The organism is Micromonospora sp. WMMD735, assembly GCF_049178995.1.
Taxonomy (GTDB): Bacteria; Actinomycetota; Actinomycetes; order Mycobacteriales; family Micromonosporaceae; genus Micromonospora; species Micromonospora wenchangensis.
In genome coordinates this window covers 5,895,468-5,922,441 of sequence record NZ_JBMHMJ010000002.1, presented here as the reverse complement: position 1 = coordinate 5,922,441, position 26,974 = coordinate 5,895,468, and the positions used below count along the sequence as shown (strand labels likewise).

Here is a 26,974-nt window from a genome sequence, read left to right as displayed (position 1 = left end):
GTCGCCGGGTGGACCGGGCCGGGCCGCCCGACAAGGTGATCCGGGTCGACCGGACCCGGCGCACCGCCGCCGTGCTATCAAGAGGCCATGGCGGCGGAAACCACTGACCTCGACCGGATTCGCGACCAGGCTCGACGCTGGCTCGACGACGACCCCGACCCGGCCAGCCGGGACGAGCTGCGGGCCGTGCTCGACCGGCTGCCGGCCAGTGCGCCGGAGCTGGCCGACCGGTTCGCCGGCCCGCTGACCTTCGGCACGGCCGGGTTGCGCGGCCCGCTGCGCGCCGGGCCGAACGGCATGAACCTCGCGGTGGTCACCCGGGCGGCGGCCGGGCTGGTCGGCTGGCTCGCCGCCGAGGGCGGCGAGGGTCCGCTGGTCATCGGGTACGACGCCCGGCACGGTTCCCGGGAGTTCGCCGAGCGCACCGCCCAGGTCGCCACCGGTGCGGGCCGGCCGGCGCTGCTGCTACCCCGGCCGCTGCCCACCCCCGTGCTGGCGTACGCGGTGCGCAAGCTCGGCGGGGTGGCCGGGGTGATGGTGACGGCCAGCCACAACCCGCCGCAGGACAACGGCTACAAGGTCTACCTGGGTGCCCAGCTCGGTGGAGCACTCGGCGCGGGGGCGCAGATCGTGCCGCCCGCCGACGCCGGTATCGAGGCGGCCATCCGGGCGGTCGGCCCGCTGGCGCAGGTGCCGTTGGGGCCGCCCGGCCAGGTGCTCGGCGACGACCTGGTCGCCGCGTACGTGGAGCGGGCCGTCGCGGTGATCACCCCGGGTGGGCCGCGTGACCTGCGGGTGGCGTACACCCCGTTGCACGGAGTGGGGGCGGCGGTGCTGACCGCGGCCTTCGCGCGGGCGGGTTTCCCGACCCCGGGGGTGGTGCCCGACCAGGCGGAACCGGACCCGGCCTTCCCCACCGTCAGTTTCCCCAACCCGGAGGAGCCCGGCGCGGTCGACCGGTTGGTGGCCCTCGCCGACGCCACCGACGCCGACCTGGCGATCGCCAACGACCCGGACGCCGACCGCTGCGCGGTGGTGGTCCGCGAGCCGTCGGGTGCCGTGGCCGGCCCGTCGGGTGCCGAGCCGGTGTCCTCGGGTGCCGGGCCGGGGTGGCGGATGCTGCGCGGGGACGAGGTGGGGGTGCTACTCGCCGACCACCTGATGCGCCGTGGCGTCGATGGCCTGTACGCGACCACGATCGTGTCGTCGTCCCTGCTCCGGGCGATGTGCACGGCCCGGGGCCGGGCGTACGACGAGACGTTGACCGGGTTCAAGTGGATCGTCCGGGCGGGGGGCGGGACGCCGCCGCTGGCGTACGGCTACGAGGAGGCGCTCGGCTACTGCGTGGCCCCCGACCACGTACGCGACAAGGATGGCATCACCGCCGCGCTGACCGTCGCCGAGCTGGCCGCCGGGCTGAAGGCGCAGGGGCGCACCCTGACCGACCGGCTGGACGAGCTGGCCGCCGAGTTCGGCGTGCACCACACCGACCAGTTGTCGGTCCGGGTGGACGACCTGCGGATCATCGCCGACGCGATGGCCCGGGTGCGGGCGGCCACCCCGACCACGCTGCTCGGTGCGCCGGTCACCGGGGCGCAGGATCTGTTGCCCGACGCCGACGTGGTGATCCTGCGGACCGCCGCCGCCCGGGTGGTGATCCGTCCCTCGGGCACCGAACCGAAGCTCAAGGCGTACCTGGAGGTGGTGGAGCCGGTCGCGGCTGGCGACGTGCCGGCGGCCCGGACCCGCGCGGCGGCGGCGCTCACCACGCTGCGCGCCGAGGTCGCCACCGCCCTCGGGATCTGACCCCGGCCCGCCGCGTGTCCTGCCGCGCCGTTCGCCGCGCGGCGAGCGCATGATCAACTCAATGGGGCCGATATAGCGGTATCCGGACGGGGTGGATACCGCTATATCGGCGACATCGTGCGGCCTTATCCACCGCATCGGTCGGCCGCGATAGGGCGGTCTCGGCCGGGGCGTGGTGCGCCCGGCCGTGCGGTCAACTCGATGTGGCCCAAATAGCGGTATCCGCGCCCGGGGATACCGCTATATCGGTGGCATGGCGCAACTCTTCCCCGAATTCGCACGATCCCACCCCGGGCTGGTTGGGCAGCCTGCCGAGGGCGGCGGGGCAGGACACGGTCAGGGCTCGCGACCTGGCACCAACAGCGGTATCACCAGGTGTCACCACTTGCACACCACCCGCTTACGTGATTAGCATCGGTGCATCGATCTCGCCATTTTCCTGACCTCACCGGTATGCGTTCTCTCTGATGTTGCATCGGCGGCGATCCGTTGTTTCATTTCAGCCGGAAAGGTGTTGCACGGTGCGTGAAACAAACAGTTCGACCGTGCCACGACGGCAGCTCGGCAGGCTGCTCACCCAATTGCGGGAGGATGCCCGGCTCAGCATCGAAGCAGCGGCCGGAGAGCTGGACTGCTCACGACAGAAGCTCTGGCGCATCGAGCGGGGCCTGACGTCGGCCAAGACGCCTGACGTCCGAGTGCTCTGCGAGCTTTACCGGGCCACCCCCGACCAGACGAGCGTGCTGCTGGGGCTGGCCGAGGTGAGCCGGGCCGAGGGGTGGTGGCACGCCCACGGGAGCGCCGTGCCTGCCTGGTTCTCGCTCTACGTCGGCCTGGAGAACGTCGCCAGCAGCATTCGTCATTACAACGCCGAGCTGGTGCCGGGGCTGTTGCAGACCCCCGGCTACGCCACCGCGCTCTTCCAGCACAACCGGCCCGAGTTGGGCGAGGAGGAGCGAAGGAAGATCGTCAGCCTCCGCATCCAGCGGCAGGGGCTGCTGGCCCGGCGACTCCCCCCGGCCCCCACGCTGACGGTGATCCTCAGCGAGGCGGTGCTGCGCCGCCCGGTGCCGGGCCGGTCGGTGATGACCGACCAACTCCGGCACCTGGTGGCCGTCGGCGAGCGGCACAACATCACGGTCCGGGTGTTGCCGCTGGCCGCCGGGCCGCCACTGGCCGCCGAGGCCGGCACCTTCGTGCTGCTCGACTTCCCGCCCTCGGCGCTCGGCAGCCCGAGCGAGCCGCCGACCGTCTACGTCGAAGGGCTCACCGGCGCGCTCTACCTCGACCAGCCGGCGGAGATCGCCGCCTACGAGCGGGTATGGAAGGGGCTGGATTCCCTCGCCCTCGACGCGGGACAATCGACCGAGCTGATCGACGCGATCCGGGGAGAGTGCCATGAGTGACCTGACCGGCGCCCGCTGGCGCACCAGCACCCGCAGCGGCACCAACGGCGGCGACTGCGTCGAGGTGGCCGACAACCTCCCCGGCATCATCGGCATCCGGGACAGCAAGGACCCGACGGGCCCCGCCCTCACCGTCCCACCCACCGCCTGGTCCACCTTCGTCACCCACGTCAAGGCCCACCGACTCACCCACTGACGGCGGTCCGGACAGCCCACGGTGCGCCTGCGGAACCGGTCCGCGTGGCGGTCAGCTCACGGAGCGCTTGCCGAGCGCCTGGTCGACGGCTTGGCCGAGGGCGGTGACCACCAGGGCCACCGACGGACGGACCACCGACTCCTCCAGGCTGATCGTGCCGGAGAACCCGGCCCCGCCCGCGATCTCCTCCAGCCGACGCCTGGCGTCCTGCGCGGCGCTGCCGGTCAGGCCGAGCGCCGGTTCCATCCGCAGCACCGCCACCAGGGTGGCCAGCGCCGCCGTCCGCTCGTCGGGAAGCTGCTCGCCGGCCAGCGCCTCGGCCAGCCGCCGCCGGCTGTCCTGTTCCACGGACGGGTCGGTGGTCGGGTAGCGGTGCACCACGATGAAGTCCAGCTCGGTCTCCTCGACGTCACGCACCACGCCCCGCTCGACGAGGTCGCCGAGGATGCGGTCACGCAGGCCGTGCCGCAGCCGCTGCACCCAGGAGGACGGGCTGTGCGGGGTGTCGGCGGCCATCCGGCCCAGCACCCCGTCCAGGATCGGTTCGCCGACCGGCGTCGGGTCGGTCACCGCCAGGTTCCCATCGACGTACGCGATCCGGCCGGCAAGGGCCAACTCGACCAGGACGGCAGCCGCCATCCCCAGGTCGAGGCTGATCCGGGGCATGGTCGCCTTGCCGGTCTCATCGTCATACGCGAGGAGCAACAACTCCTCCGCCAGCGCAACACCAGTCATGGCCCGAGACGGTAGCGCCTGAACGCACCCCGCGCTCACCGACTCGCTCTGGGTGGGAGGGCAACGCCCACGGCCGGTCCGACCGCTCCCCCACGACCTGCCGGCCACCCACCCGCCCAGCCCGGAAACACCGGGGCCGGGCGGGCCGGAAACGGGGCCTGCCGGCCGCAAACTGAACGGGGGCACGCCGGCCGCAAGCCGGGCAGGTCAGAAGCGGGGCATCCCGCCGAACTGGCGGTCACCGGCGTCACCCAGGCCGGGGACGATGAACATGTTGTCGTTCAGACCCTCGTCGATCGACGCGGTGACCAGCCGCAGCGGCAGCCCGGACCGCTCCAGCCGGGCGATGCCGACCGGCGCGGCGAGCACGCAGAGCACCGTGATGTCGGTGCAGCCCCGGTCGGCGAGCAGCCGGCAGCAGTGCTCCAGCGAGCCGCCGGTGGCCAGCATCGGGTCGAGCACCAGCACCGGCAGGCCGGCCAGCTCCCGGGGCAGCGACTCCATGTACGCACGTGGCTCGTACGTCTCCTCGTCGCGGGCCAGGCCGACGAAGCCCATCGACGACTCCGGCAGCAGCCCGAGCGCCGCGTCGGCCATCCCGAGGCCGGCCCGCAGCACCGGCACCAGCAGCGGCGGGTTCGCCAGCCGGGTCCCCTCGGCACCGGTGACCGGGGTCTGCACCGGGTACTTCTCGACGGGGAAGGTGCGCGCGGCCTCGTACACCAGCATGGTGGTGAGTTCGTGCAGCGCGGCCCGGAACGACGACGAGTCGGTCCGGGCGTCCCGCATGGCGGTCAGCCGGGACTGGGCGAGCGGGTGGTCAATGACGTGTACGTCCACGATCGCTCAACCTACCGGTCCCGGTCGGCGGGCAGTACGGGTCCGCGGCGGGCGGCGACGTCGCTCACCCCCGGCCCGGCGGGTCGAACCGGCCGCCCCGAGCCGCTGTGACCAGGATCACCCGACTCGCGGCTGCGTAGTATTCGGGGCATGACGGCGACAACGACGTCGGCCCGGTCGGACCTGTCCGAGCTGGGGCGATCCGAGACCGCTTTGCGGACCTTCCTGCACGGCCTGCCCGGGGTGGACCAGGTCGGCGCGGAGCAGCGGGCGGCACAGCTCGGCACCCGCTCGATCAAGACCACCGCCAAGGCGCAGGCCATCGACCTGGCCATCCGGATGGTGGACCTGACCACCCTGGAGGGGGCCGACACCCCGGGCAAGGTCCGCGCCCTGGCCGCGAAGGCGCTGCGGCCGGACCCGGCCGATCCGACCTGCCCGCACGTCGGCGCGGTCTGCGTCTATCCGGCGATGGTGCCGCACGTGGCCGAGGTGCTGCGCGGCAGCGCCGTGCACCTGGCCAGCGTGGCGACCGCGTTCCCGTCCGGGCAGGCCCCGCTGGACGTCAAGCTCGCCGACACCCGGGCGGCCGTCGCCGCCGGGGCGGACGAGATCGACATGGTGATCAACCGGGGAGCGTTCCTGGCCGGCCGCTACGCCGAGGTCTACGACGAGATCAAGGCGGTCAAGGAGGCCTGCGGCTCTGCTGATGGCGGTCGCCAGGGGCGACCGGCTGCCCACCTCAAGGTGATCCTGGAGACCGGCGAGCTGGCCACCTACGACAACGTCCGGCGGGCCTCCTGGCTGGCGATGCTGGCCGGCGGCGACTTCATCAAGACCTCCACCGGCAAGGTCCCGGTGGCCGCGACCCTGCCGGTGACCCTGGTGATGCTGGAGGCGGTCCGCGACTTCCGGGCCGCCACCGGGCGGCAGGTAGGCGTCAAGCCGGCCGGCGGGATCAAGAACACCAAGGACGCGATCAAGTACCTGGTGATGGTCAACGAGACCGTCGGCGCCGACTGGCTGAGCCCCGACTGGTTCCGGTTCGGCGCGTCCAGCCTGCTCAACGACCTGCTCATGCAGCGCACCAAGCTGACGACCGGCACCTACTCCGGTCCCGACTACTTCACCCTGGACTGAGCATGATGTTCGAATACGCCCCTGCGCCCGAGTCGCGCGCGATCGTCGACATCAGGTCGTCCTACGGGCTGTTCATCGACGGCGAGTTCGTCGACGGCGAGACCCTCGACAAGACGGTCAACCCGGCCACCGAGGAGGTGCTCGCCGAGGTCACCTGGGCCGGCACCCAGGACGTCGACCGCGCGGTCCGCGCCGCCCGCAAGGCGTACGAGAAGGTGTGGGGTCCGATGCCGGGCCGGGACCGGGCCAAGTACCTGTTCCGGATCGCCCGGATCGTCCAGGAACGCTCCCGCGAGCTGGCGGTGCTGGAGTCGCTGGACAACGGCAAGCCGATCCGGGAGTCCCGGGACGTCGACCTGCCGCTGGTCGCCGCGCACTTCTTCTACTACGCGGGCTGGGCCGACAAGCTGCCGTACGCCGGGTTCGGCGCGGACCCCCGACCGCTCGGGGTGGCCGCGCAGGTCATCCCGTGGAACTTCCCGCTGCTCATGCTGGCCTGGAAGGTCGCCCCGGCGCTGGCCGCCGGCAACACGGTGGTGCTCAAGCCGGCCGAGACCACCCCGCTGACAGCGCTGCTGTTCGCCGAGATCTGCCAGCAGGCCGACCTGCCGGCCGGCGTGGTCAACATCGTCACCGGCGCGGGCGACACCGGCCGGGCGCTGGTGGAACACCCGGGCGTGGACAAGGTCGCCTTCACCGGCTCCACCGAGGTCGGCAAGGCCATCGCCCGGTCGGTGGCCGGCACCGGTAAGAAGGTCACCCTGGAGCTGGGCGGTAAGGCCGCCAACATCGTCTACGACGACGCGCCCGTCGACCAGGCTGTCGAGGGGATCGTCAACGGCATCTTCTTCAACCAGGGCCACGTCTGCTGCGCCGGTTCCCGGCTGCTGGTCCAGGAGAACGCCGCCGAGCAGGTGCTCGACGCGCTCAAGCGGCGGATGGCGCTGCTGCGGGTCGGCGACCCGCTGGACAAGAACACCGACGTCGGGGCGATCAACTCGGCCGCCCAGCTCGCCCGCATCCGGGAGCTGTCCGACGCCGGGGCGGCCGAGGGCGCGCAGCGCTGGTCGCCGCCGTGCGAGTTGCCCGAGCGGGGGTTCTGGTTCGCGCCGACCATCTTCACCGGGGTCACCCAGGCCCACCGGGTCGCCCGCGAGGAGATCTTCGGCCCGGTGCTGTCCGTGCTGACCTTCCGCACCCCGGCCGAGGCCGTCGAGAAGGCCAACAACACGCCGTACGGGCTGTCGGCCGGGATCTGGACCGACAAGGGCTCGCGCATCCTGTGGACCGCCGACCGGCTGCGCGCCGGGGTGGTCTGGGCCAACACGTTCAACAAGTTCGACCCGACCTCGCCGTTCGGCGGCTACAAGGAGTCGGGCTACGGCCGCGAGGGTGGCCGGCACGGGCTGGAGGCGTACCTCAATGTCTGAGCGGGTCGCGGTACGCAAGACGTACAAGCTCTTCATCGGCGGGAAGTTCCCGCGCAGCGAGTCGGGACGGTCGTATCTCGTGCAGGACTCGAACGTGTCACTGGCCTCCCGCAAGGACGCGCGGGACGCCGTGGTCGCCGCCCGCGCCGCCGTCAAGGGGTGGTCCGGGGCGACCGCGTACAACCGGGGTCAGATCCTCTACCGGGTGGCCGAGATGCTGGAGGGCCGCCGCGAACAGTTCGTCGCGCTCGGCGTGCCGGCCGACGAGGTGGACGCGGCGGTCGACCGCTGGGTCTGGTACGCCGGCTGGGCCGACAAGCTCCCCCAGGTGTACGGCGGCGCGAACCCGGTCGCCGGGCCCTACTTCAACCTGTCCGCGCCCGAGCCGACCGGGGTGGTGGCCGTGGTGGCCCCCGGGTCCCCGGCGCTGCTCGGCCTGGTCAGCGTGATCGCCCCGGCCATCGTCACCGGCAACACGGTGGTGGTGGCGGCCTCCCCGTCGGCTCCGCTTCCGGCGGTGACCCTGGCCGAGGTGCTGGCCACCTCGGACCTGCCCGGCGGGGTGGTCAACCTGCTCACCGGCCGGATCACCGAGACCGCGCCGACGCTGGCCGCGCACCTGGACGTCAACGCGATCGACCTGGCCGGGGTGACCGATGCCGAGCTGGCGACCGACCTGGAGGTCAGGGCGGCGGAGAACCTCAAGCGGGTGCTCCGGCCGGTCCCGGCCGACCACGACTGGACGGGCGACCCGGGCCTGGGCCGGATGACCGCGCTGCTGGAGACGAAGACGGTCTGGCACCCCAAGGGGGTGTGATCGCGGGTGTCCTGCCGTGGGAGGGGTTCTACTACCGGGGGTAGGATTACCTGGTGACTCGGTTGGGCGATCTTGAGCGGGCGGTGATGGACGTGCTCTGGGACGTGGTCCCGGGCACGTCGGACGGGGTGACCGTGCGCGAGGTCGCCGAGGCGCTGGACGGGCGCGAGTTGGCGTACACGACCGTGATGACCGTGCTGGACCGGCTCGCCGGCAAGGGCATGGTGCAGCGCGAACGCGAGGGGCGGGCCTGGCGATACCGGGCCGCCGCCAGCCGTGAGGCGCACATCGCCCAGCTCATGCTCGACGCCCTCGACCTCGGTGGCAGCCGGGACGCCGCACTGGTGCGTTTCGCCCGCTCGGTGACCGGCACCGAGGCCGAGGTGCTGCGGGCGGCGCTCGGCGCGGAGGCGGGGCTGACCGGACCCGCACCGGCCGGTCCCGACGGCGGGTCGACCGGGGCCGGGCTGACCGACCGGGTCGGGGACCCGCGCGCCGGCCGGGCCCGGGCAGTCGACGAGGCCACGGACCGGTAGGGCGACCGCCGTGGCGTACGCCGTGCACTTCGCCGGGACGGTCCTGGCCTGCTGGCTGACCGCCCAGGTACTGGCCCGCGCCACCTGGACGTGGCGGGCCCCCCGGGTCGCGATCGTCTGTTGGCAGGCGGTCGGGCTGGCGCTCGGGCTGTCCGCGATGGGCCTGCCGATGGCGTTGGGGTTGACCGCGTACGACCGGCCGACCGGCGGGGCGCTGCTGGCCCTCGCCGACGACCTGGCCCACGGCACCCTGCCGGCCGGGGTGACCGCCGTCCACCTGGGCCTGGTGGGGGTGGGTTTCGGCATCGGCGCGGTGCTGCTCGGCACGACCGTCCGCAGCGTGCACTCCACGGTGCGGGCCCAGCGCCGGCACCGGGACCTGCTCACCCTGGTCGCCCGCCGGGACCCGGCGATCCCCGGCGCGCTGGTGCTCGACCATCCCGGTGCCGCCGCGTACTGCCTGCCCGGGGTGCGGCCCCGGGTGGTGGTCAGCGCGGGCACCCTCAGCCTGCTGGACCGGGCCGAGTTGGCGGCGGTGCTCGCCCACGAGCGGGCGCACGCGCAGGAGCGGCACGACCTGGTGCTGTTGCCGTTCACCGCGCTGCGCCGCGCGCTGCCGTGGTTCCGCTGGGTCGGCGCCGCCCACGAGCGGGTCGCCCTGCTGGTCGAGATGCGGGCCGACGACAAGGCCCGTGCGCTGCACGCCGAGGCGCCGCTGGCGGGGGCGCTGCGCCGGTTCGCCGCCGCCGGGCACCGGATCACCCCGGCCGGCACGCTCGGTCTCGGTGACCGGGACATCGACGTCCGGGTGCAGCGGCTGCTGGTCGCGGACCGGCCGCCCCGGCTGCTCGGGGCCGCCGCGCTGGCGGTGACGACCACCCTGGCCGCCCTGCCGATCTCGCTGTTCCTGAGCTGACGCCCCGGGTACCGGGCGGCGGCTCCACGCGCGCATATAGGTAGCCAAGCTACGTGTAGCATCGCTACGACAAGCGGGACTACCTCTGGAGAGGTTCATGGACACCCTGCTCCTCGCGCGCCTCCAGTTCGCCACCACCACCTCGATCCACTTCCTCTTCGTGGCGGTCACCCTCGGCCTGGTCACCCTCCTGGTCGGCCTCCAGACCACCTGGGCACTCACCGGAGACCCGAAGTGGGAGCGGATGACCCGCTTCTGGGGCCAGCTCTACGTGATCAACTACGTGCTCGGCATCGCCAGCGGCCTCGTGCTGGAATTCCAGTTCGGGCTGAACTGGAGCGGGCTGTCGCGCTACGTCGGCAACGTCTTCGGGGCTCCGCTGGCGATCGAGACGCTTGTCGCGTTCTTCCTGGAGTCGACGTTCCTCGGCATGTGGATCTTCGGCTGGCACCGGCTGCGGCGCGGCGTACACCTGGCGCTGCTCTGGGGGGTCGCACTCACCGCGTACGCCTCGGCCTTCTGGATCATGGTGGCGAACGCCTGGCTCCAGCACCCGGTCGGCTACCGGGTGCGGGACGGGGTCGCCCACCTGACCGACTTCGGAGCGCTGCTCACCAACCCCACCCTCGGCATGGCGCTGGGCCACGTGATCGCCGCCAGCCTGCTCACCGGCGGCATGCTGATGGCCTCGGTCAGCGCCTGGCACCTGATCCGACGGACCGCCGACTTCGCCCTGCACCGCACCTCGCTGCGGATCGGGCTGGTCACCGCCGCCCTGTCGGTCAGCCTGGTGCAGGGGTTCGGCTTCGCCCAGTTCGGCCCGGTCGGCGAGCTGCAACCCACCAAGTTCGACGCCGGCCCGACCGCCGACGCCCGGATCGCCGAGTGGACCACCCGGTTCGGCCCCGGCGACTACACCCCGCCGGTGCTGTCCAACGTCGGTCTCGGCTTCATGATCCTGATCGGGTTCACCCTGGGCTGCGTCTGGCTGCTGCTGCCGCTGCTCTGGCGGGACCTGGTGATCCGGCTGCGGTTCCCGCTCTGGCTCGTCCTGCTCGCCCTGCCGCTGCCGTTCGTCGCGGTGATCCTCGGCTGGCTCGCCCGGGAGGTCGGCCGGCAGCCCTGGGCCGCGTACGGGCTGCTCCCCACCGACGAGGCCGTCTCCCGCGTCGACCCGGGCCTGGTGCTCGCCTCCCTGATCGGCTTCAGCCTGCTGCTCGGCGCGCTCGCCGTCACCAACTGGACGCTGCTCGCCCGGCACGCCGCCCGGGGCGCGGTCGACCCGGCGCTCGGCCGCCCGCCCGGCACGCCCGACGACGAGCGTCGACCCACCCCCGCATTCGCCTGAGAGGACCCCCCGGTGCCCCTGCTCTGGTACGCCCTGCTCGGCCTCTTCTTCGCCGGCTACCTCGTCCTCGCCGGCTACGACTACGGGGTGGGGCTGCTGCTCGCCCGGCGCGACACCCCGGCCGCCCACCGCGCCCGGCTCACCGCCCTCGGCCCGTTCCTCCTCGGCAACGAGGTGTGGCTGGTGGCCGCCGTCGGCATCCTCTTCGGCGCGTTCCCCCGCCTGGAGGGCGAACTCCTCTCCGGGCACTACCCCGCAGCGGCCGGAGCGCTGGCCGGGGTGATCCTGGTCACCACCGGGATGCAGCTCCGCAGCCGGCCGACCAGCCCGACCGCCCGCCGGGGCTGGGACCGGGTGATCGTGGCCGGCAGCGCGCTGGCCACCTTCGGCTGGGGCGCCCTGCTCGCCGGGCTGCTCCAGGGCCTGCCGATCGACGCCGCCGGCCACGTCGCCGGGCAGACCCACCTGGCCACCCCGTTCGTCGCCGCCACCGGGCTCGCCCTGCTCGCCCTGGCCGCCGCGCACGGTGCGACGTTCCTCACCCTCCGCCTGCCGGCCGCCGACGCCCAGGCGACCGCCCGGCTGGCCCGTCGGCTGCTCGTCGGGGCGCTCGCCGCGGTCGCCACGGCCACCACGCTGGGCCTGCTCTCCGACCGGGTACGCGCGGCGACCCGCCAGCCGCTGCCCGCCGTACTGCTGGTGGTGGCACTGGTCGGGGCGCTGCTGGCGGCCCGCGCGGCGCTGCGCCGGGGTCGGCCCGGGGTGGCCCTGGTCGCCACCGGCGCGACCCTCGCGCTACCGGTGGCCCTCGTCGGCGCGGCCCGCTGGCCGGCGGTGCTGGTCTCCACGGTCGACCCGGCGGCCACCGTGACCGTCACCGGGGCGGCGGCCAGCGGGCCGACGTCGCAGCTGCTGGGCTGGCTGCTGCTGCCGCTCCTGCCGGCCCTACTAGGCTTCCAGGCGATGTGCTGGTGGGTGTTCCGGGGACGGACCGACGGCAGGGCACCGGTGTACTGGTGAACCGCCGTCCCTTCGACCCGCGTCTGCTGCGCCGGGTCCCCGCGGCCCGGCGCGACCTCGCCGTGCTCGCGGCCCTCGGCGGGCTCACCGCGCTGCTGGTCGTCGGGCAGGCCACCGCCCTGGCCACGGTGCTCGCCGCCGGCATCGGCGGCCGGCTGGACACCGGCGCGCTGGCCGGCTTCGTCGCCGCCGTCGGCGGCCGGGCCCTGGTCACCTGGGGGCAGGGCACCGTCGCCGCGCGGGCCGCCGCCACCGTGAAGGCGACGCTCCGCGCCGACCTGCTCGCCGCCGTCGGCCGGCACGGGCCCGGCTGGGTCGCCGGCCAGCGGGCCGGGCAGCTCGCCACCCTCACCGGGCGCGGCCTCGACGCGCTGGACGCCTACTTCACCGGCTACCTCCCCCAACTCGTGCTCAGCGTCACCGTGCCCGCCGCCGTGCTCGCCCGGCTGGTCTTCGCCGACTGGAGTTCGGCGCTGATCATCGTGCTGACCCTCCCGCTGATCCCGGTCTTCGGCGCGCTGCTCGGCTGGCAGGCCCAGGCCGCCACCGAACGGCAGTGGCGGCGGCTGTCGATGCTCGGCGGGCACTTCCTCGACATGGTCGCCGGGCTGCCCACCCTGCGCGCGTTCGGCCGGGCGCGGGCACAGACCGGGGTGGTCCGCCGGATGGCCGACGGGCACCGCGTGGCCACCATGGGGACGCTGCGGATCGCCTTCCTCTCCGCGCTGGTGCTGGAGCTGGTCGCCACCCTGTCGGTGGCGCTGGTCGCGGTACCGGTCGGCATCCGGCTGCTCGACGGCGGGATCACCCTGGCCACCGCGCTGCTGGTGCTGCTGCTCACCCCGGAGGCGTACCTGCCGTTGCGGGCCGCCGGCAGCCGGTTCCACGCCAGCATGGAGGGGCTGACGGCGCTGGACGAGGCACTGACCGTCTCCGCCGTACCGGCCGGGTCGACAGGCGGTGCCCCGGTGGACACCGGACACGCCCGGACGCCGTCCGGCGACGGCGAGATCGTCTTCTCCGGTGTCACCGTCGCCTACGAGCGGACCACCGCCCTACGGGACGTCACGCTCACCATCCGGCCTGGCGAACGGATCGCCGTCGTCGGGCCGAGCGGCGCCGGCAAGAGCACCCTGCTCGGCCTGCTGCTCGGCTTCGTCGCCCCGACCGCCGGCCGGATCACCGTGGCCGGGGTCGACCTGGCCGACGTCGACCACGACGACTGGCGTCGGCAGATCGCCTGGGTGCCGCAGCGCGCCCACCTGTTCGCCGCCACGCTCGCCGACAACATCCGGCTCGGCGCACCCGACACCCCCGACGCCGACCTGGCCCGCGCGGTCACCGACGCCGCGCTGGACGAGGTGGTGACGGCCCTGCCCGACGGGCTGGGCACCCTGCTCGGCGAGCGCGGCCACGGGCTGTCCAGCGGCCAGCGGCAGCGGGTCGCCCTGGCCCGTGCCTTCCTGCGGGACGCCCCGCTGGTGCTGCTCGACGAGCCGACCGCCCGGCTGGACACGGCGAGTGAGACGACCGTCCTGGACGCCACCCGGCGGCTGGTCGCCGGACGTACCGCCCTGCTGGTGGCGCACCGGCCGGCCCTGCTGGCCGACGCCGACCGAGTGCTGCACGTCGACGCCGGCCGGGTCACCGAGCTGACCCCGACCGCGGAGGCCGGCCGATGAGCACCGCCCCTGCCCCCGGCGCGGGAGGCCCGCCGCCGCGCACCGGACCCGAGCGGGTGGTGCTGCGGCTGGCCCGGCCGTACCTGGGCCGGCTGGTCGGGGCCGGGCTGCTCGCGTCGGCCACCGAACTCGCCGGGCTGGCCCTGATGGCCACCGCCACCTGGCTGCTGATGAGCGCCGCCGGCCAGCCACCGCTGGACCGGCTCACCGTCGCCATCGTCGCCGTCCGTGCACTGGCCGTCAGCCGGGGGGTGCTGCGCTACACCGAACGGCTCGCCGGTCACGACGCCGTGCTCCGCATGATCACCGACGTCCGGGCCCGGGTCTTCGCCAGCCTCGCCGCCCGTCCGGGGCCGGCCGGCCAGCGCAGCGGGGACGCCCTGAGCCGGCTGGTCTCCGACGTCGAGGCCGTCCAGGACCTGCTGCTGCGGGTGCTCGTGCCCGGGGCGGCGGCCGCCCTGGTCGGGGTGCTGGCCGTCGGCGGGGCCGCGCTGGTCTCGCTGCCCGCCGCCGGGGTGCTCGCGGTCGGGTTGCTGGTCGCCGGGGTGGCGCTGCCGGTGCTCGCCACCGCGTCGACCCGCCGGGCCGCCGACGAGGTCGCACCGCTGCGCGGCGCGCTCGCCACCGACGCCGTCGACCTCACCCACGGTGCCGCCGACCTGGCCGCCTTCGGGGCCACCGGGCAGGCGCTGCGGGCCGCGACCCGGCGCGCCGACCGGTTGGCCCGGCTGGAGCGTCGGCTCGCCGCGACCGGGTTCGCGGTGGACGCGGCCGGGGTGCTGGTGGCCGGGCTGACCGCCGCCGGGGTGGTGCTCGCCGCGCTCCGCGCCGACGTGGCCGGGGTGCTGGTGGGGGTGCTCGCCGTCGGCACCCTCGCCGCGGTGGAGATCGCGTTGGCGCTGGTCGGCGCGGCGCGTCAGCACACCCAGCTCCGCGCCGGCCTGGCCCGGGTGGCCACCCTGCTCGACGACGCCCCCGACGGTGACCCCGGGACCGGGCCCGGTCGGCGGCGACCGGCACCGGAACCCGGCACCGACGCAGCCGACGGTGTCCCGGTGGACGCGACCACGACGGGGCTCGACGTGCGGTTCGAGGGGGTTGTCGTCCGGTACCGGGAGGGGGCCGCGCCGGCGCTGGCCGGGTTCGACCTCGACCTGCCCGCCGGACGCCGGATCGCGGTGGTCGGGCCGAGCGGGGCGGGCAAGAGCACCCTGGCCGCCGTGCTGACCGGGGCGGTACGACCCGACGCCGGCCGGGTCACCCTCGCCGGCCGGGACGTCTCGGCGTACCCGCCCGAGGAGTTGCCCCGGGCGGTCGGTGGCCTGCTCGCCGAGGCGTACGTCTTCCACGCCTCGGTCCGGGAGAACCTGCTGCTCGGCCGGCCGGACGCGGGCGAGGCGGAACTGGTCGAGGCGACCCGTGCCGCCGGCTTGCTGGACTGGGTACGCGAACAGCCGGACGGCTGGGACACCGTGGTCGGCGAGGAGGGCGGTCAGCTCTCCGGCGGGCAGCGGCAGCGGCTCGCGCTGGCCCGGGCACTGCTCGCCGCGCCCGGCGTCCTGGTGCTGGACGAGCCGACCGAGGGGCTCGACCCGGTCGCCGCCGACGCGGTGCTCGCCGGGACGCTGGCGGCCACCCCCGCCGGACGCTCGGTGCTGGTGATCACCCACCGGCTCAGCGGCCTGGCCGGGCTGGACGAGATCGTGGTGCTCGACGCCGGGCGGGTCGTCCAACGGGGACGGCACACCGAGCTGGTTGCCGCCCCCGGCTGGTACCGGGACCAGTGGCTGCTCCAGGCGGCCGCCGAACGCGGCTACCTGGCCCTGACGCCCTGACCCGGGGCGGCGTCCCGGGGCGGCCCAGGGGCGCGGGTCCGGGGATCTCCCCGACGCGCGGGCGCACCGGCGCATGACAGGGTGGTGCCATGCGTGCCTGCGACGGGACGGGGATCGACGAGCGGCTGCGGGATCTGGGGTCCCGGCTGCGGGGTCCGGCGCGGCTGCGGACCGAACTGCTCCGCGAGGCACGCGACGCGCTGGACGACGCCACCGAGGCGTACCGGGAGCGGGGGCTGCCGGCACCGGAGGCCGAGCGGCGGGCGGTGGCCGATTTCGGTACGCCGGCCGACCTGGCCCCGACGTACCAGGCGGAACTGGCCGCCGGGGCGTTACGCGGGCTGTCCCGGCGGGCGCTTCTGATCGCCCTGGTGCTGACCCTCGGCGGTGACCTGACCTGGCAGGGGTCGAGCTGGAGCGGTGGGCCGCCCCCGCCGCCGGGCTACCAGGTGCTCGCCGCTTCGGTGGACGGGATCTGGCTGGTCGTGGCCGGGTTGGCGCTGGCGGCCCTGCTGGGCGGGCGCTGGGCGGCCCGGCGGGGCCGCGGCGGCCCGCCGGCCGAGCGGCTGCTCGGGCTCGGGCTGGCCGGCACGCTGGTCGTCGGCGCGCTCGCCGGGGTGGCGCTGTTCGCCTGGTCGGCCGGGCTGTGGGACGCGGCCCTGACCTGGCCGCCGATGATCATCGGTTCGGTGCTGGCCGGTGCTGCCTATTTCACCCTTTTCCGGGCCACCCGGCTGTGGCTGGTGGCCGCCCGCTGACGTCGCGTCCCGGCGGCGGCCCACCCGGCCGGGCGGGGGTTAGTCGCGGCCGGGGCTCAGGCGGGGCCGGGGCTCAGGCGGGGCCGGGGGGTGGGGCGGCGGGGTCGAGGAACCGGCCGACGGTCGCGCTGAACTCGCGCCAGCCTGCCCGTTCCCCGGCCAGCGACGCCCGGCCGGAGTCGGTGAGCCGGTAGGTGCGCCGCTCCCGACCGTTGACGGTGCTCCAGGAGCTGGCCACGTGGCCGGCCCGCTCCAGCCGACGCAGCGCGGGATAGATGGTGCCGGTCGGCAGGTCGAGCTGCCCGTCGCTGCGCGCGCGCAGTGCCTCGATGACGGCGTATCCGTGCAGCTCCCCCTGCTCCAGCACGGCCAGGAGCAGGGCGTCGAGGTGACCGTGCAACGCCTGAGCCTTCATGTGTAGCTACGCTACTTGTCGACCCGCCGGACCGCCAGCGGGACACCGCCACCGGACGCCGCCGAGGTGCGGGTTCGCGGTGCCGCCGGGGTGCGGGGTCCGCCGACGCAGGGACGCCCATTAGGGTATGTGCCCAGAGTCACTCGGCAACCGCACGGTCGCCGGGTGGGTAAACCCGACGCACACGGAGGTCAGCGTGGCCCGCCAGTCGCCCCAACGGCCCGACGCCGACGAACCCGAGCTCGGCGACACCGATGGGCCGACCGGGCCCGACGTGGAGTCCGGCCCGGTCGACCGCTCGCTCTGGGAAGAGCTGAACATCGATCCGGTCGAGATCGCCCTGCCCGCCGGCACCGGCTTCACCCTCCGGGCGTACCGGCCGGCACGCGAGCTGACCCCGACGGACGTCGTCGAGCGCGACGAGGACGACCCCTTCCTGGCCCGGCGTCAGGTCGTCGAGGCCGAGGACGACGACGAGGTGATCATCCTCGACGAGGAGTTCGCCGCACTCACGGCCGAGGACGACGAGGCGGACACCAAGGCCGAGGGCGACGGCAAGGGCAAGCGGGCCGACCGCAAGCGCGACACCGCCGACGCGGACACCGACGCCGTCGACCCGGACGCCGACGCCACCGACGACGACCCGGACACCGACGACGACAGCGACGAGGACGCCGACGCCGAGGGCGACGAGGAGGTGCCGGTCTTCCTGAGCCACAAGGGCCGGCTGCTGCTGTTCAAGACGCCCGAGTCCTTGGTCAGCTTCATCCGTTCCGGCGCGCCCAACGACCTGTCTCAACTGGACGGTTGGAATGAACTGTCCGAACGGGTGGAGCCCGCCGACATCGCCCCGCGCGACGAGGACACCTACGAACTCGACCTGGTCGTGGAGAACCTGCGCGGCGGGCACGACACGTGGGACCCGACCCTGCTCATCGAGGCCGGCGAGGTCGCCCGCGACCTGTCGTACGCGCTGCGGCTACCCGCCGTGCTGGACATGCTCTCGGCCGGTTCCAGCCTCGACGACCTCGACGAGGCGCTGCGCGCTTCTGTCAACGGCGGAGTCGGTGGTTTTCTCGGCCGTAGGCGGCTGAAAAAAATCGGGGCCCAGACCGCAAGCTTGGGATGGCGCACCATTGTCGGCAAGATCTCTGCCGTCGTGGACTGGCGCGACTGACCCCGAGCGGGGAGCATCAGTGGCTGGCAGTGAATAGACCGGTGTCCCGGGAGGAGGACGACGCCTTGGCGCTCGTGCGCGTGTACTGCGGTCTGGCCTCGGCAGATCCGGCCGACCGACCGGCCTCGGCCGGATCGACGCTGACGTCCGCCGTGGTCGACGACGCAGGCCGTCTGCTGCATGTCCACGAGATCAGCGACGACGCGGCCGGCTACGCCCGGCTCGTCACGCTGTTCGTGGAGCGGTCGGGCGGGCCGAGCGGCGTGGCGATCGCGGCCGACAGCGACGACCACGCGGTCACCTCACTGCTGAGCGCGGCCGGCCGTCCACTCGCGATCGCCGACGACGACTCGGTCGACGACTTCGCCGAGCGGTTCGCCGACGACGACTCCCTGGAGGAGATGCAGTCCGCGCCGGCCGAGCGGCGGGCGGTGGGCCTGGCCCGCGCCCTCCAGGCCGGCGCGCTCTCCGCGGTCACCCTGCCGGCACCCCGGGACCTGGCCGGTTTCAAGCAGGTCCTCTCCGCCCACGCCGCCCTGTCCAGCGGCCGGCACTCCGCCGCCGTGGCCCTGCGCGAGGTGCTGCGCGAGCTCTACCCGGCGGCCCTGCGCGCCTACCCGGACCCGGCCGAGCCGGTGGCGCTGGCCGTCCTCGACGCGTTGCCCGAGCCGAACATGCTCACCGGCACGTCGGCCCGGGGGCGGGACATGTCGGTGGCCGCCGAGGCGGTCACCGCACGGCTCACCGCCGACGGGGTCGCCGAGGCCGGCGAGATCGAGGCGGCGGTCACCGCGCTGCGGGTGGCCGTCTCCGAGACCCCACGCCGGGCCACCGTCAACCGGGCGCTCACCTCCGCCGTCGCCGAGACCGTCAGGCAGTCGGTCGCTGCGGTGCGCGCCTGTGACGCCGGCTGCGAGGCCCTGGTGGGCGCGCTCGCCACCCGGGTCAGCGCCCCGAGCCCGTTGCCCGGTCGCCGCGCCGCCGCCCGTCGGGGCGAGCAGGTCGCCGAGCTGACCGGAATCAGCGGCACCGGCCCCGGGCTGCGTCCGGTCCGGCCCGCCGAGCCGGCGCCGCCGGTGCCGACCGGCCGTCGTAGCCGTCCCGAGCCGGTCCCCGGCAGCGGCATGCCGGCCGCGCCCCGACCGCTCGGCCCGCCGCCGGTGGCACCCGCCCCGATCACGCCGCCGCCGGTAGCCCCGGCACCGGTCACCCCGGCCGCTGCGGCCGGCCTGCCGACCTCGGTGCCGCCCGCGCGTACCGACCCGGGCATGCCAGCGGCCCATCGCGGATCGGACGCTCCGACCACCATGATCCCGCCGATCCGTCGCGGGATGGACGCCCCGACGAACCGGCCGGTCTCGGCCCCGCCGCCGCCTCCCCCCGGGATCACCCCGATCGCTCCGGCACAGCGCGGCACCGTGCCGCCCGCCGAGGCCGGTGAGCCGTTCCGGCCGACGCTGACCACCGCCGCGATCAACAACGCCCGCGCCGAGCGGCAGCGCACCGTGATCCCGCCCCGGCCGAAGACCGCCGGTGCGCTCTCCGCCCCCACCGGCGGATTCAGCGCCACCGACCTGAACGTCCCGGTGCCGGTCAGCCGGCCCGAGCCGGAGCAGCCCACCGCCCCGCCCGGCTCGCGGGCGAACTGGCCGCTGGTCAACAACCCGGAGGATCCGGCCGACAGCTCCGCCAACAACCCGGTGGTGCCGGCATACGGCGAGCGGGGCGGCCGGCCGGCCGACGCGCCCACCGACGCCGGTGCCGGCCGGCGCATCACCCCGCCGTGGCTCGCCGACGACCTGCCACAGGAGCCGCCGATGTTGCGGCTGGTGGAGCCGCCACCGCTGGCCGACCGGGCCCTGCGGGACGGGCTGGACACCCCCGCCGACCCGCACCTGGACACCCCGCCGCTGCGGCTGGTGGACCGGGACGAGGCCGGCCGGGCCGGACGACCCCACCGGGCCGACCGGGCGGAGCAGCTGGACCGCCCCACCCGGGCCGAGCGGCCCGGTCGTCTGGACCGGCCCGCCGACCGCCCCGAACGGCTCGACCGTGCGGAACGGCCGGAGCTTCTCGACCGGGTCGAGCGGCCGGCCCGCGGTGACCGGCCGGGCCTGGAGCGGCGACCGGAACCGGCCGAACGCCGTCCCGCCCCGATGGAGCACCGCCCGCCACCCGTCTCCGACGAGGGAGACGGCGACCTGCTGATCTTCGCCCAGGCCAAGTCGGCCTGGTTCGTCGGGCACAGCGACGAGAGCGACCTGGAGTGGTCGTCGACCGCCGACACCGGTTGGCAGGCCGCCGAGAAGGTGGCGCAGCCGGCCGTCGGCGCGGAGACCTCCGCCGGGCTGCCCAAGCGGGTGCCGCAGGCCAACCTGGTGCCCGGGTCGCCGCTGCGCGAGGAGCGTCCGCTGCGGATCGTCCGGGACGCGGCGAGCCTCGCCGAGAACACCACCGGCTACTTCCGTGGTTGGCGTCGTGGCCAGGAGATCGGCGGTTTCGCCGTCGGCGGCCGACCCGGCCGGGAGGCGGCTGGCGGCTGGGACTTCAGCCGCGACCCGACCGAGCGGGACGACGACCGGGAGTACGAGTTCCGCTCCGCCGGCTACCGGTCCTGACCCTCTGACGACTCACCGCTGGCCCGACCGGTTCATCCGGTCGGGCCAGCGCCGTTGTGCGGCCCTCAACGCACCCGCCCCACCCCCGGGGGTCCTCCCAGGCCGTCGACCCGCGCAGCGGCCCGCAGAGCCGGCCCGCAGAGCCGGCGCACCGGCTGGGGCACCACACCTCTGCGCCCGGCCCCAGGAATCCCCACCACGCCATGCGGACACGACCGCCGGGGACCTGCCTCTCGTGGCGCGCGGGTCACCGGCCGCGCGGGGCACGGAGAGCACGAGGGCGGAGAGCCGCCTGCCGGCTCCCGGCATACCGGACCGGGAACACGGACGCGCCCGGTCGCGGCCGAAGCCGCCACCGGGCGCGTACGGAGTCGGTCAGGCCGGCGCGACCGCGCGCGAACGGCGCATGGTCAGCACGTACTCGACCAACGAGATGAGCACGTGCTTGGTCGACTCCCGGTTCCGGGCGTCGCAGGCGACCACCGGCACGTCGGTCGAGATCGCCAGCGCGTCCCGGACGTCCTGCGGGTCGTGGTACTGCATCCCGTCGAAGCAGTTGATCGCCACCAGGTACGGCAGCCGCCGATGCTCGAAGAAGTCGATCGCCGCGAAGCAGTCGGCCAACCGACGGGTGTCGACCAGCACCACGGCACCGATGGCACCCCGGACCAGTTCGTCCCACATGAACCAGAACCGCGTCTGACCGGGCGTACCGAACAGGTACAGGATCAGATCCCGGTCGATCGAGATACGGCCGAAGTCCATCGCCACCGTGGTCGTCGTCTTGCCCGGCACCTGCCGGGTGTCGTCGACGCCCACACCGGCGGAGGTCATGATGGCCTCGGTGGTCAGCGGCGTGATCTCCGAGACCGAGCCGACCAGCGTCGTCTTGCCGACGCCGAACCCACCGGCGATAACGATCTTCGCCGACGTCACGCGCCCGTTCGGGGCAGGCGGCCGCTGCGACATGTCAGAGCCTGCGAAGTCCACTCAGCACCCTCTCCAGCAGTTCAGTGCCCACCGCGTCGTCCGAGTCGTCCAAGATGGTCGGCTCGTGGACCGCGACCAGGCCGTCCGTCGCCATGTCGGCGATGAGCACCCGGGCCACGCCGAGCGGGAGCTGCATCCGCGCCGCGATCTCGGCGAGCGACTGCACACGTCCGTCACACAGCGCGGCGATGTACTGGTGCTCCCGGCCCTGACCGCCGTTGCCACCGGCAGCAGCGCGACCGCGCACCGTCGTCTCGACGAGCGCCTCCAGGGCGATGTCGAGCCGGGGACGGGTACGACCACGGGTCACGGCGTACGGTCGGACCAACGCCCCTGTCGGTTCGTCACGATCGACCATGTCGCCGCTCACCTCCTTCGTCCCCGGCACCGGCTCTCACCCGGTGGAACCCGTCGTTCTTGTCGTCCCGTGCCGACCAGGCGGTCAGCCCGGTCAGCCCATCATCCCGACAGCCGTACGGGCCTGCGGCGTGAGCGCGTCACCGACCCGGTCGACCAACAGCGCCATCTCGTACCCGACCTGACCGACGTCGCAGCTGCGCGCGGCCAGGACGGCGAACGACGACCCGTCCGAGATGGACATCAGGAACAGGAAACCGTTGTCCATCTCGACGACGGTCTGCAACACCGCGCCGCCCTCGAAGCAGCGGGCCGCGCCCTGGGTCAGGCTGACCAGGCCGGACGCGATCGCGGCCAGCTGGTCGGCCCGGTCCCGGGGCAGGTCACGCGACGAAGCGAGGAGCAGGCCGTCGGCGGAGACCGCGACCGCGTGCGCGACACCCGGCACCCGGTCGGCGAAGTTGGCCAGCAGCCAACCCAGATCCTGCGTAGTTGTCATCCTTCATGCTCCTTCTGCCCGCTCCCGCCCGCCAGGCCGGAGCCAGACGACGAGGATTGCTGCCCGCCCGGAGTCGCGTCCGGGTTGGTGGGGTTGTCCGAGGTGGTCCGGCCGCGTTGCACACCTCGATGGTAGGCCGAGAGCAGACCCCTGACCGCCTCCGGCGTCCGCCGCTGCACCGACGTGGTCGGCTTCTCGATAGCCCCCGGTACGAGCTGCGCCATCGGCGTCCGCTTCGGCAGACCGGTCTGGGTGGTGCCGGCCACCGGTGCCTCGGTCGCGGCCACCGCGGCCCGCCAGCCCTCGTCGGCGGCGGTCTGCCAGCCGGCGGGCTGCGCGGCGGAACGTCGGTTCGCCGGGCTCTCGCCCCGACCGGGGAACCCGCCACCGTTCACTGTCGACCCGTTGTCACGCGGCACGCCACCGGCCGGCGCAGTGTCTGCCATCGGTGCGCTACCTGTCGTCCCTGGTGCGGTGTACTGGGCCGGGTGACCGGCGGTGTCGACGGCTGCGTGGGTGGCCGTCGTGCCGTTGGCCGCCTGCTTGACGCCGGCCGCGTCCTCGGGGCCGGGCTTACGGGTACGGAACCAGGCCGACTCCAGCTCCCGGAAGATCGGCAGCTCCATCGTCTCGTCCGCGTACCGCTGCTGGGGAACCTGCTGCGGTGCCGAGGGCCGGTTGGCCGGCGTCGTCTGGGCGGCCCGCACCGGCGGGGCGGGCTGCCGCGTGACCGGCGCCGCCGGCTCGGAGCGGGGCACCCGGGGCAGCTCGGTGGTCATGTCCAGCGCGGCGGCGAGCCGCTCGGGAACCGGCGGGGTGGCCGTGTCCCTCTCCGGGTTCGCGACCGGCGGCCAGGCCGGCGGGGCGGCGGCACCCGGCGCGGCCCCGCCCGAGGTGGGCCGGGACGGCAGCGGACCGGTGGGCGACCCGGAGACCGGCGCGACCGGGCCCGGCTGACCGGCGTACGGGGACGCCGACACCGGGTAGCCCGGGGCAGGCTGGCCCGACACCGGGTAACCGGACGTCGGCTGACCCGAGACGGGCTGACCCGAGACCGGTTGACCGGACACCGGGTAGCCGGAGACCGGCTGGCCCGAGACGGGCTGGCCGGACACCGGGGCGACCGGGTACGCGGGCGGCAGCGGCGGGGCCGACACCGGCGGCACCGACGGCACCGGCGGGGAGCTGTACGGCCGGGCCTCGGGGCTGCTCGGCAGCTGGCGCGGAATGACCGGCTGCTGGCCGGTGCTGTCCGGGTCGTCGGTGCTCCGCCGCTGCGGCAGCGGGTCGATCGCGTGCCCGTTGGTGGCCCGTGGGTTGGTGAAGCCGTCGCCGCCGTTGATCCCGCTGGCACCGGTGAGGTCGGACCAGGCGGGCATTCCGCGCCCGCCGTTGGCGGGGGCGGCCGAGCCGTTGCGCGGTGCCGGGTCGAAGGGCCGACCGCCGAGGGTGACCTGGTTGCCGGAGTCGCCCGGCCGGGGGGCCGGCGGTTGGCCGTTGCCGAGGGCGGGAAGCGCGCCGAAGGCCGGCGCGGCACCGGCACCGCCGAAGGCCGGTGTGGCACCGGAGCCACCGAAGGCTGACGCGGCGCCACCGAACGCCGGGGCGGACCCGCCGCCGAACTGCGGCCCTGCGGCCGGCAGGCCCGGCGTGCCGGGGGCCCGGCCGGTGAGCGCACGGGGCACCAGTACCGACGTGGGCAGGACGACCTCGGCCACGGTGCCCCGGTCGGTGCCGGGACGCAGCTCGACCTTGACGCCGTGCCGGGACGCCAGCCGGGCCACCACGACCAGGCCCATCATCCGGGAGACGGCCACGTCGACCTGGGGTGGCGTGGCGAGCCGCTCGTTGAGGTCGGTCAGCTGCTCGGCACTGATGCCGATGCCCCGGTCCTCCACGTAGAGCGACGCGCGGTCGCCGACCCGACGGGCCTCGACCATCACCTGGGAGTCCGGCGGGGAGAACGCGGTCGCGTTGTCGAACAGCTCGGCGACCAGGTGCACCAGGTCGTTGACCGCGTGCGCGGAGACCTCGATGTCCCGGTCGATGACCCCGAACTCGATCCGGGTGTAGTGCTCGACCTCGGACTGGGCGGCGCGCAGCACGTCGATCAGGGCGGCCGGTTCACGCTGCACGCGGGTCGAGTCGGCACCGGCGAGGACCAGCAGGTTCTCGTCGTTGCGGCGCATCCGGGTGGCCAGGTGGTCGAGCTGGAACAGCTCGGCCAGGCGGTCGGGGTCCTCCTCGCCGCGTTCCAGCCGGTCGAGGTGGCCGATCAGCCGGTCGACCAGGATCTGCGAACGGCGGGCGAGGTTGACGAACATCGTCGCGACCGAGGAGCGGAGCGCGGCCTGCTCGGCGGCCGTCCGGACGGCCTCCAGGTGGACGGCGTTGAACGCCTCGGTCACCTGGCCGAACTCGTCGCGGCTGCGGACCGGCAGCGGCTCGGCGATCTGGTTGGCCAGCTGGTCCGGGGACTGCTGGCCGGTGAACTGCGGGTCGCGCAGCCGGGCCACGGCCTGTGGCAGGCCGAACTGGGCGATGGACAGGGCGCCCTGGCGCAGTTCCCGCAGGGAGCGGGCCATCGACCGGGCGACCAGGTAGGCGAAGAGGATCGCCAGCAGCAGCATGCTCAACAGCAGGCCGGTCTCCAGGAAGACCTGACGCTGCACGTCGGAGCGCAGCTCGTCGGCCTTGGCCACCACGTCGCTGTCGAGGCGCACCTCGACGGCCCGGTTGAGCTGGGCGTACGCGACCATGGCCGCGTCCCACTGGTCGGTGCTGAAGGTGAGGCCGTCGAGCTTGTCGCCGTTGAGCGCGCTGACCTGACCGGCGTAGATGTCGGCCTGCCGCCGGTCGGAGCCGGAGACGGTCTGGTCCTGGAACTCGCGTTCGGCGCGGCTCGCCACGGCCTGGAAGCTCTGCAGGGCCTGCTGCTCACCGGTGTTGCTGGAGATGTACAGCTCACGCAGGGCCGGGGTGTACGCCTTCTGGAGCAGCACCTGGTGCACCGCGATCCGGCGGACGGAGGCGTACTCCTTGGCGCGGGCCATCGCGGCGGCGGCGCGCATCTGGTCGCTGAGGTCGTTGTCGCCGGCGAGCTGGGTGGCCGAGTCACGGATGGTGATCAGGTTGTTGATCAGGCCGGTGTACCGGCTGACCGCCTCGCTGAGCCGGAGCTTGCCGTTGTAGACCTGGCTGCGGATGCCGGGCATCTCGGTCAGGTCGCTGTCGATCCGGTCGAGCTGCGTCTCCAGGGAGGCCGGCAGTCCCTCGATCTCGGCCCGCTGCTGCGAGTACGGCGCCTTGGACTGGTCGACCCGCTGGTTGACCCGGTTGTACGCCTCCTGGTATTGGGCGCGGGCCTGCCCCTTGGGCGAGCCGAGCAGGAGGACGGCGTTGGTGCGCTCGTCCTGGAGGGTGTTGACGAGGTCGCCTGAGTAACCCACCAGGTTGGCCAGGTCACCGGCCCGGTTGGCGTTGTTGAGCGTCTGCAGGTGGTCCACCAGTCCGCTGGTGCCCACGACGACCGTGGCGATGGTCGGCACGATCATGATCAGCCCGAGCTTGGACCAGATCGGCATGTCGCGGAGCCGGCCGGCCGGCCGACGCAGACGCGACAGGAAGGAGTTCGCCGTCGTTGGCCGTTTGCTCACGTCACCGCCCTCGCGATTACAGCGTCTCCGCGTTGCCACGGGCAACGCCCAGCGGCCGACCCGGCGGGTCGGACCTCCGAGATTCCATCACGCCTCCCCTGAAAGAGAAAGCCCAGGTTGTCGGTCGCCGGAGGTGTGATGAGATGTTGATGCAATTTGATCGCAATCCGTCTTTCCGGAGTTACCCAAAGTAATGGAATATCGCCACCGCGTCGTGCTCCTCGCCGGGCCCTCCGGGTCCGGAAAGTCGTACATAGCGCAACGAACCGGCCTTCCCGTGCTCTGCCTGGACGACTTCTACAAGAACGGTGATGACCCTACGTTGCCGCGACAGAACGGACTGGTCGACTGGGACGCGCCCGAGTCGTGGGACGCGGGAACAGCGGTGGAGACAATTGCCCGACTGGCCCAGCAGGGCCGGGCCGATGTGCCGGTCTATGCGATCGGTGCGGATCGACGGGTGGCCACCCGGCCATTCGAGGTGACCGGATCGCCACTCTTCATCGCCGAAGGGATTTTCGCCGCCGAGATCGTCGCGGAATGCCGCCGCCGGGGGCTGCTCGCCGGGGCGTACGCGCTGCGCCGGCCGCGCGGGGCCACCTTCGTCCGGCGGCTGGCCCGCGACCTGTCCGAACAGCGCAAGGCACCGAGGGTGCTGATCCGGCGCGGGCTGGCGCTGCTGCGCGCCGAACCGGCGGTGCTGCGTCGGCAGACCGGCCTCGGTGCCGAGGCCGCGCACGCGCGGGAGTTCCTGCGCCGGGTGGCCGACCTGGTCGCCGGCCACCCGCACCGCTGAG

At 74.1% G+C, this 26,974-nt stretch carries 22 protein-coding genes and 2 pseudogenes; 17 read left to right on the top strand and 7 right to left on the bottom strand.

What is annotated here, in order from left to right; translation table 11 throughout:
• Nucleotides 1-87: 87 nt before the first annotated feature.
• The 3 genes from ACN268_RS25970 (at nucleotide 88) to ACN268_RS25960 (ending at nucleotide 3,408) form a co-directional block, all read left to right on the top strand.
• Complete coding sequence (locus ACN268_RS25970; RefSeq protein ID WP_421485474.1) at nucleotides 88-1,806, top strand: phospho-sugar mutase; 1,719 nt, start codon at nucleotides 88-90, stop codon at nucleotides 1,804-1,806.
• Nucleotides 1,807-2,351: 545 nt separating this feature from the next.
• Nucleotides 2,352-3,212: a helix-turn-helix domain-containing protein gene (locus ACN268_RS25965; RefSeq protein WP_421485472.1), complete on the top strand. Its 861-nt coding sequence runs from the start codon at nucleotides 2,352-2,354 to the stop codon at nucleotides 3,210-3,212.
• The gene (locus ACN268_RS25960) at nucleotides 3,205-3,408 is read left to right on the top strand and encodes a DUF397 domain-containing protein (RefSeq protein WP_421485471.1); all 204 of its coding nucleotides are present in this window, start codon (nucleotides 3,205-3,207) and stop codon (nucleotides 3,406-3,408) included. Before ACN268_RS25965 ends, ACN268_RS25960 begins: the two co-directional genes overlap by 8 nt.
• Before the next feature lie 51 nt (nucleotides 3,409-3,459).
• On the opposite strand, the gene ACN268_RS25955 is transcribed toward ACN268_RS25960, so the two are convergent.
• Nucleotides 3,460-4,143: a GOLPH3/VPS74 family protein gene (locus ACN268_RS25955; RefSeq protein ID WP_421485470.1), complete on the bottom strand. Its 684-nt coding sequence runs from the start codon at nucleotides 4,141-4,143 to the stop codon at nucleotides 3,460-3,462.
• A 207-nt stretch (nucleotides 4,144-4,350) separates the two neighbouring features.
• Nucleotides 4,351-4,983, bottom strand: coding sequence for a uracil phosphoribosyltransferase (gene upp / locus ACN268_RS25950; protein ID WP_088643926.1), 633 nt, complete (start codon nucleotides 4,981-4,983; stop codon nucleotides 4,351-4,353).
• Nucleotides 4,984-5,133: 150 nt separating this feature from the next.
• Here upp and deoC point away from each other — a divergent pair, with 150 nt between their 5' ends.
• The 10 genes from deoC (at nucleotide 5,134) to ACN268_RS25900 (ending at nucleotide 16,465) form a co-directional block, all read left to right on the top strand.
• On the top strand, nucleotides 5,134-6,123 hold the full coding sequence (gene deoC / locus ACN268_RS25945) for a deoxyribose-phosphate aldolase (protein WP_421485469.1): 990 nt from the start codon (nucleotides 5,134-5,136) through the stop codon (nucleotides 6,121-6,123).
• A gap of 5 nt (nucleotides 6,124-6,128) precedes the next feature.
• Nucleotides 6,129-7,553 carry an aldehyde dehydrogenase family protein gene (locus ACN268_RS25940; RefSeq protein ID WP_421486996.1) on the top strand — a complete coding sequence of 475 codons (1,425 nt, stop codon included), beginning with the start codon at nucleotides 6,129-6,131 and terminating at the stop codon, nucleotides 7,551-7,553.
• Entirely contained in the window at nucleotides 7,546-8,370 is an 825-nt protein-coding gene (locus tag ACN268_RS25935; protein ID WP_421485468.1) for an aldehyde dehydrogenase family protein, read from the top strand. Before ACN268_RS25940 ends, ACN268_RS25935 begins: the two co-directional genes overlap by 8 nt.
• A gap of 53 nt (nucleotides 8,371-8,423) precedes the next feature.
• The gene (locus tag ACN268_RS25930) at nucleotides 8,424-8,906 is read left to right on the top strand and encodes a BlaI/MecI/CopY family transcriptional regulator (RefSeq protein ID WP_421485467.1); all 483 of its coding nucleotides are present in this window, start codon (nucleotides 8,424-8,426) and stop codon (nucleotides 8,904-8,906) included.
• Between the two features lie 10 nt (nucleotides 8,907-8,916).
• Entirely contained in the window at nucleotides 8,917-9,822 is a 906-nt protein-coding gene (locus ACN268_RS25925) for a M56 family metallopeptidase (RefSeq protein WP_421485465.1), read from the top strand.
• 97 nt (nucleotides 9,823-9,919) lie between these two features.
• Nucleotides 9,920-11,170 (top strand): cytochrome ubiquinol oxidase subunit I, encoded by a 1,251-nt coding sequence (locus ACN268_RS25920; protein WP_421485464.1) that lies wholly within the window; start codon nucleotides 9,920-9,922, stop codon nucleotides 11,168-11,170.
• A gap of 12 nt (nucleotides 11,171-11,182) precedes the next feature.
• Nucleotides 11,183-12,190 carry a cytochrome d ubiquinol oxidase subunit II gene (locus ACN268_RS25915; RefSeq protein ID WP_421485463.1) on the top strand — a complete coding sequence of 336 codons (1,008 nt, stop codon included), beginning with the start codon at nucleotides 11,183-11,185 and terminating at the stop codon, nucleotides 12,188-12,190.
• A complete protein-coding gene (cydD, locus tag ACN268_RS25910) occupies nucleotides 12,187-13,872 on the top strand; it encodes a thiol reductant ABC exporter subunit CydD (protein WP_421485461.1) in 1,686 nt (561 codons plus the stop codon). The genes ACN268_RS25915 and cydD overlap by 4 nt, the downstream gene beginning before the upstream one ends.
• Nucleotides 13,869-15,707 carry a thiol reductant ABC exporter subunit CydC gene (gene cydC, locus ACN268_RS25905; RefSeq protein WP_421485459.1) on the top strand — a complete coding sequence of 613 codons (1,839 nt, stop codon included), beginning with the start codon at nucleotides 13,869-13,871 and terminating at the stop codon, nucleotides 15,705-15,707. Before cydD ends, cydC begins: the two co-directional genes overlap by 4 nt.
• An 89-nt stretch (nucleotides 15,708-15,796) precedes the next feature.
• Nucleotides 15,797-16,465: a permease prefix domain 1-containing protein gene (locus ACN268_RS25900; RefSeq protein ID WP_421485458.1), complete on the top strand. Its 669-nt coding sequence runs from the start codon at nucleotides 15,797-15,799 to the stop codon at nucleotides 16,463-16,465.
• Nucleotides 16,466-16,538: 73 nt separating this feature from the next.
• On the opposite strand, the gene ACN268_RS25895 is transcribed toward ACN268_RS25900, so the two are convergent.
• A complete protein-coding gene (locus ACN268_RS25895) occupies nucleotides 16,539-16,880 on the bottom strand; it encodes a PadR family transcriptional regulator (protein WP_421485456.1) in 342 nt (113 codons plus the stop codon).
• 127 nt (nucleotides 16,881-17,007) lie between these two features.
• On the opposite strand from ACN268_RS25895, the gene ACN268_RS25890 reads away from it, so the two are divergent.
• The 3 genes and pseudogenes from ACN268_RS25890 to ACN268_RS25880 form a co-directional block, all read left to right on the top strand.
• Entirely contained in the window at nucleotides 17,008-18,057 is a 1,050-nt protein-coding gene (locus ACN268_RS25890) for a DNA primase (RefSeq protein ID WP_421485455.1), read from the top strand.
• A gap of 41 nt (nucleotides 18,058-18,098) precedes the next feature.
• Nucleotides 18,099-19,052, top strand: a pseudogene (locus ACN268_RS25885) (transposase); the annotation flags it as partial.
• Between the two features lie 336 nt (nucleotides 19,053-19,388).
• Nucleotides 19,389-20,675 (top strand): annotated as a pseudogene (locus ACN268_RS25880) (hypothetical protein); the annotation flags it as partial.
• Nucleotides 20,676-21,050: 375 nt separating this feature from the next.
• Here the strand turns inward: ACN268_RS25880 and ACN268_RS25875 are convergent.
• From ACN268_RS25875 to ACN268_RS25860, 4 genes are all read right to left on the bottom strand, one after another.
• Nucleotides 21,051-21,644: a GTP-binding protein gene (locus ACN268_RS25875; protein WP_088643912.1), complete on the bottom strand. Its 594-nt coding sequence runs from the start codon at nucleotides 21,642-21,644 to the stop codon at nucleotides 21,051-21,053.
• 1 nt (nucleotide 21,645) lies between these two features.
• Nucleotides 21,646-22,023: a DUF742 domain-containing protein gene (locus tag ACN268_RS25870; protein ID WP_088643989.1), complete on the bottom strand. Its 378-nt coding sequence runs from the start codon at nucleotides 22,021-22,023 to the stop codon at nucleotides 21,646-21,648.
• 93 nt (nucleotides 22,024-22,116) lie between these two features.
• A complete protein-coding gene (locus tag ACN268_RS25865) occupies nucleotides 22,117-22,521 on the bottom strand; it encodes a roadblock/LC7 domain-containing protein (protein ID WP_067304724.1) in 405 nt (134 codons plus the stop codon).
• Nucleotides 22,518-26,177 (bottom strand): nitrate- and nitrite sensing domain-containing protein, encoded by a 3,660-nt coding sequence (locus ACN268_RS25860; protein ID WP_421485454.1) that lies wholly within the window; start codon nucleotides 26,175-26,177, stop codon nucleotides 22,518-22,520. Before ACN268_RS25860 ends, ACN268_RS25865 begins: the two co-directional genes overlap by 4 nt.
• A 322-nt stretch (nucleotides 26,178-26,499) precedes the next feature.
• Between ACN268_RS25860 and ACN268_RS25855 the strand changes: the two genes are divergently transcribed.
• Entirely contained in the window at nucleotides 26,500-26,973 is a 474-nt protein-coding gene (locus ACN268_RS25855; protein WP_232378532.1) for an ATP-binding protein, read from the top strand.
• The last annotated feature ends 1 nt before the right edge of the window (nucleotide 26,974 follow it).

Bases quoted from the DNA above. Each gene is read 5' to 3' on its own strand.
- ACN268_RS25935 (WP_421485468.1), top strand. From the start codon at position 7,546: ATGTCTGAGCGGGTCGCGGTACGCAAGACGTACAAGCTCTTCATCGGC.
- ACN268_RS25870 (WP_088643989.1), bottom strand. From the start codon at position 22,023: ATGGTCGATCGTGACGAACCGACAGGGGCGTTGGTCCGACCGTACGCC.
- ACN268_RS25875 (WP_088643912.1), bottom strand. From the start codon at position 21,644: ATGTCGCAGCGGCCGCCTGCCCCGAACGGGCGCGTGACGTCGGCGAAG.
- ACN268_RS25960 (WP_421485471.1), top strand. From the start codon at position 3,205: ATGAGTGACCTGACCGGCGCCCGCTGGCGCACCAGCACCCGCAGCGGC.
- ACN268_RS25890 (WP_421485455.1), top strand. From the start codon at position 17,008: ATGTGCCCAGAGTCACTCGGCAACCGCACGGTCGCCGGGTGGGTAAAC.
- ACN268_RS25895 (WP_421485456.1), bottom strand. From the start codon at position 16,880: ATGAAGGCTCAGGCGTTGCACGGTCACCTCGACGCCCTGCTCCTGGCC.
- ACN268_RS25865 (WP_067304724.1), bottom strand. From the start codon at position 22,521: ATGACAACTACGCAGGATCTGGGTTGGCTGCTGGCCAACTTCGCCGAC.
- ACN268_RS25955 (WP_421485470.1), bottom strand. From the start codon at position 4,143: ATGACTGGTGTTGCGCTGGCGGAGGAGTTGTTGCTCCTCGCGTATGAC.
- ACN268_RS25900 (WP_421485458.1), top strand. From the start codon at position 15,797: ATGCGTGCCTGCGACGGGACGGGGATCGACGAGCGGCTGCGGGATCTG.
- ACN268_RS25920 (WP_421485464.1), top strand. From the start codon at position 9,920: ATGGACACCCTGCTCCTCGCGCGCCTCCAGTTCGCCACCACCACCTCG.
- deoC (WP_421485469.1), top strand. From the start codon at position 5,134: ATGACGGCGACAACGACGTCGGCCCGGTCGGACCTGTCCGAGCTGGGG.
- ACN268_RS25940 (WP_421486996.1), top strand. From the start codon at position 6,129: ATGTTCGAATACGCCCCTGCGCCCGAGTCGCGCGCGATCGTCGACATC.
- ACN268_RS25970 (WP_421485474.1), top strand. From the start codon at position 88: ATGGCGGCGGAAACCACTGACCTCGACCGGATTCGCGACCAGGCTCGA.
- cydC (WP_421485459.1), top strand. From the start codon at position 13,869: ATGAGCACCGCCCCTGCCCCCGGCGCGGGAGGCCCGCCGCCGCGCACC.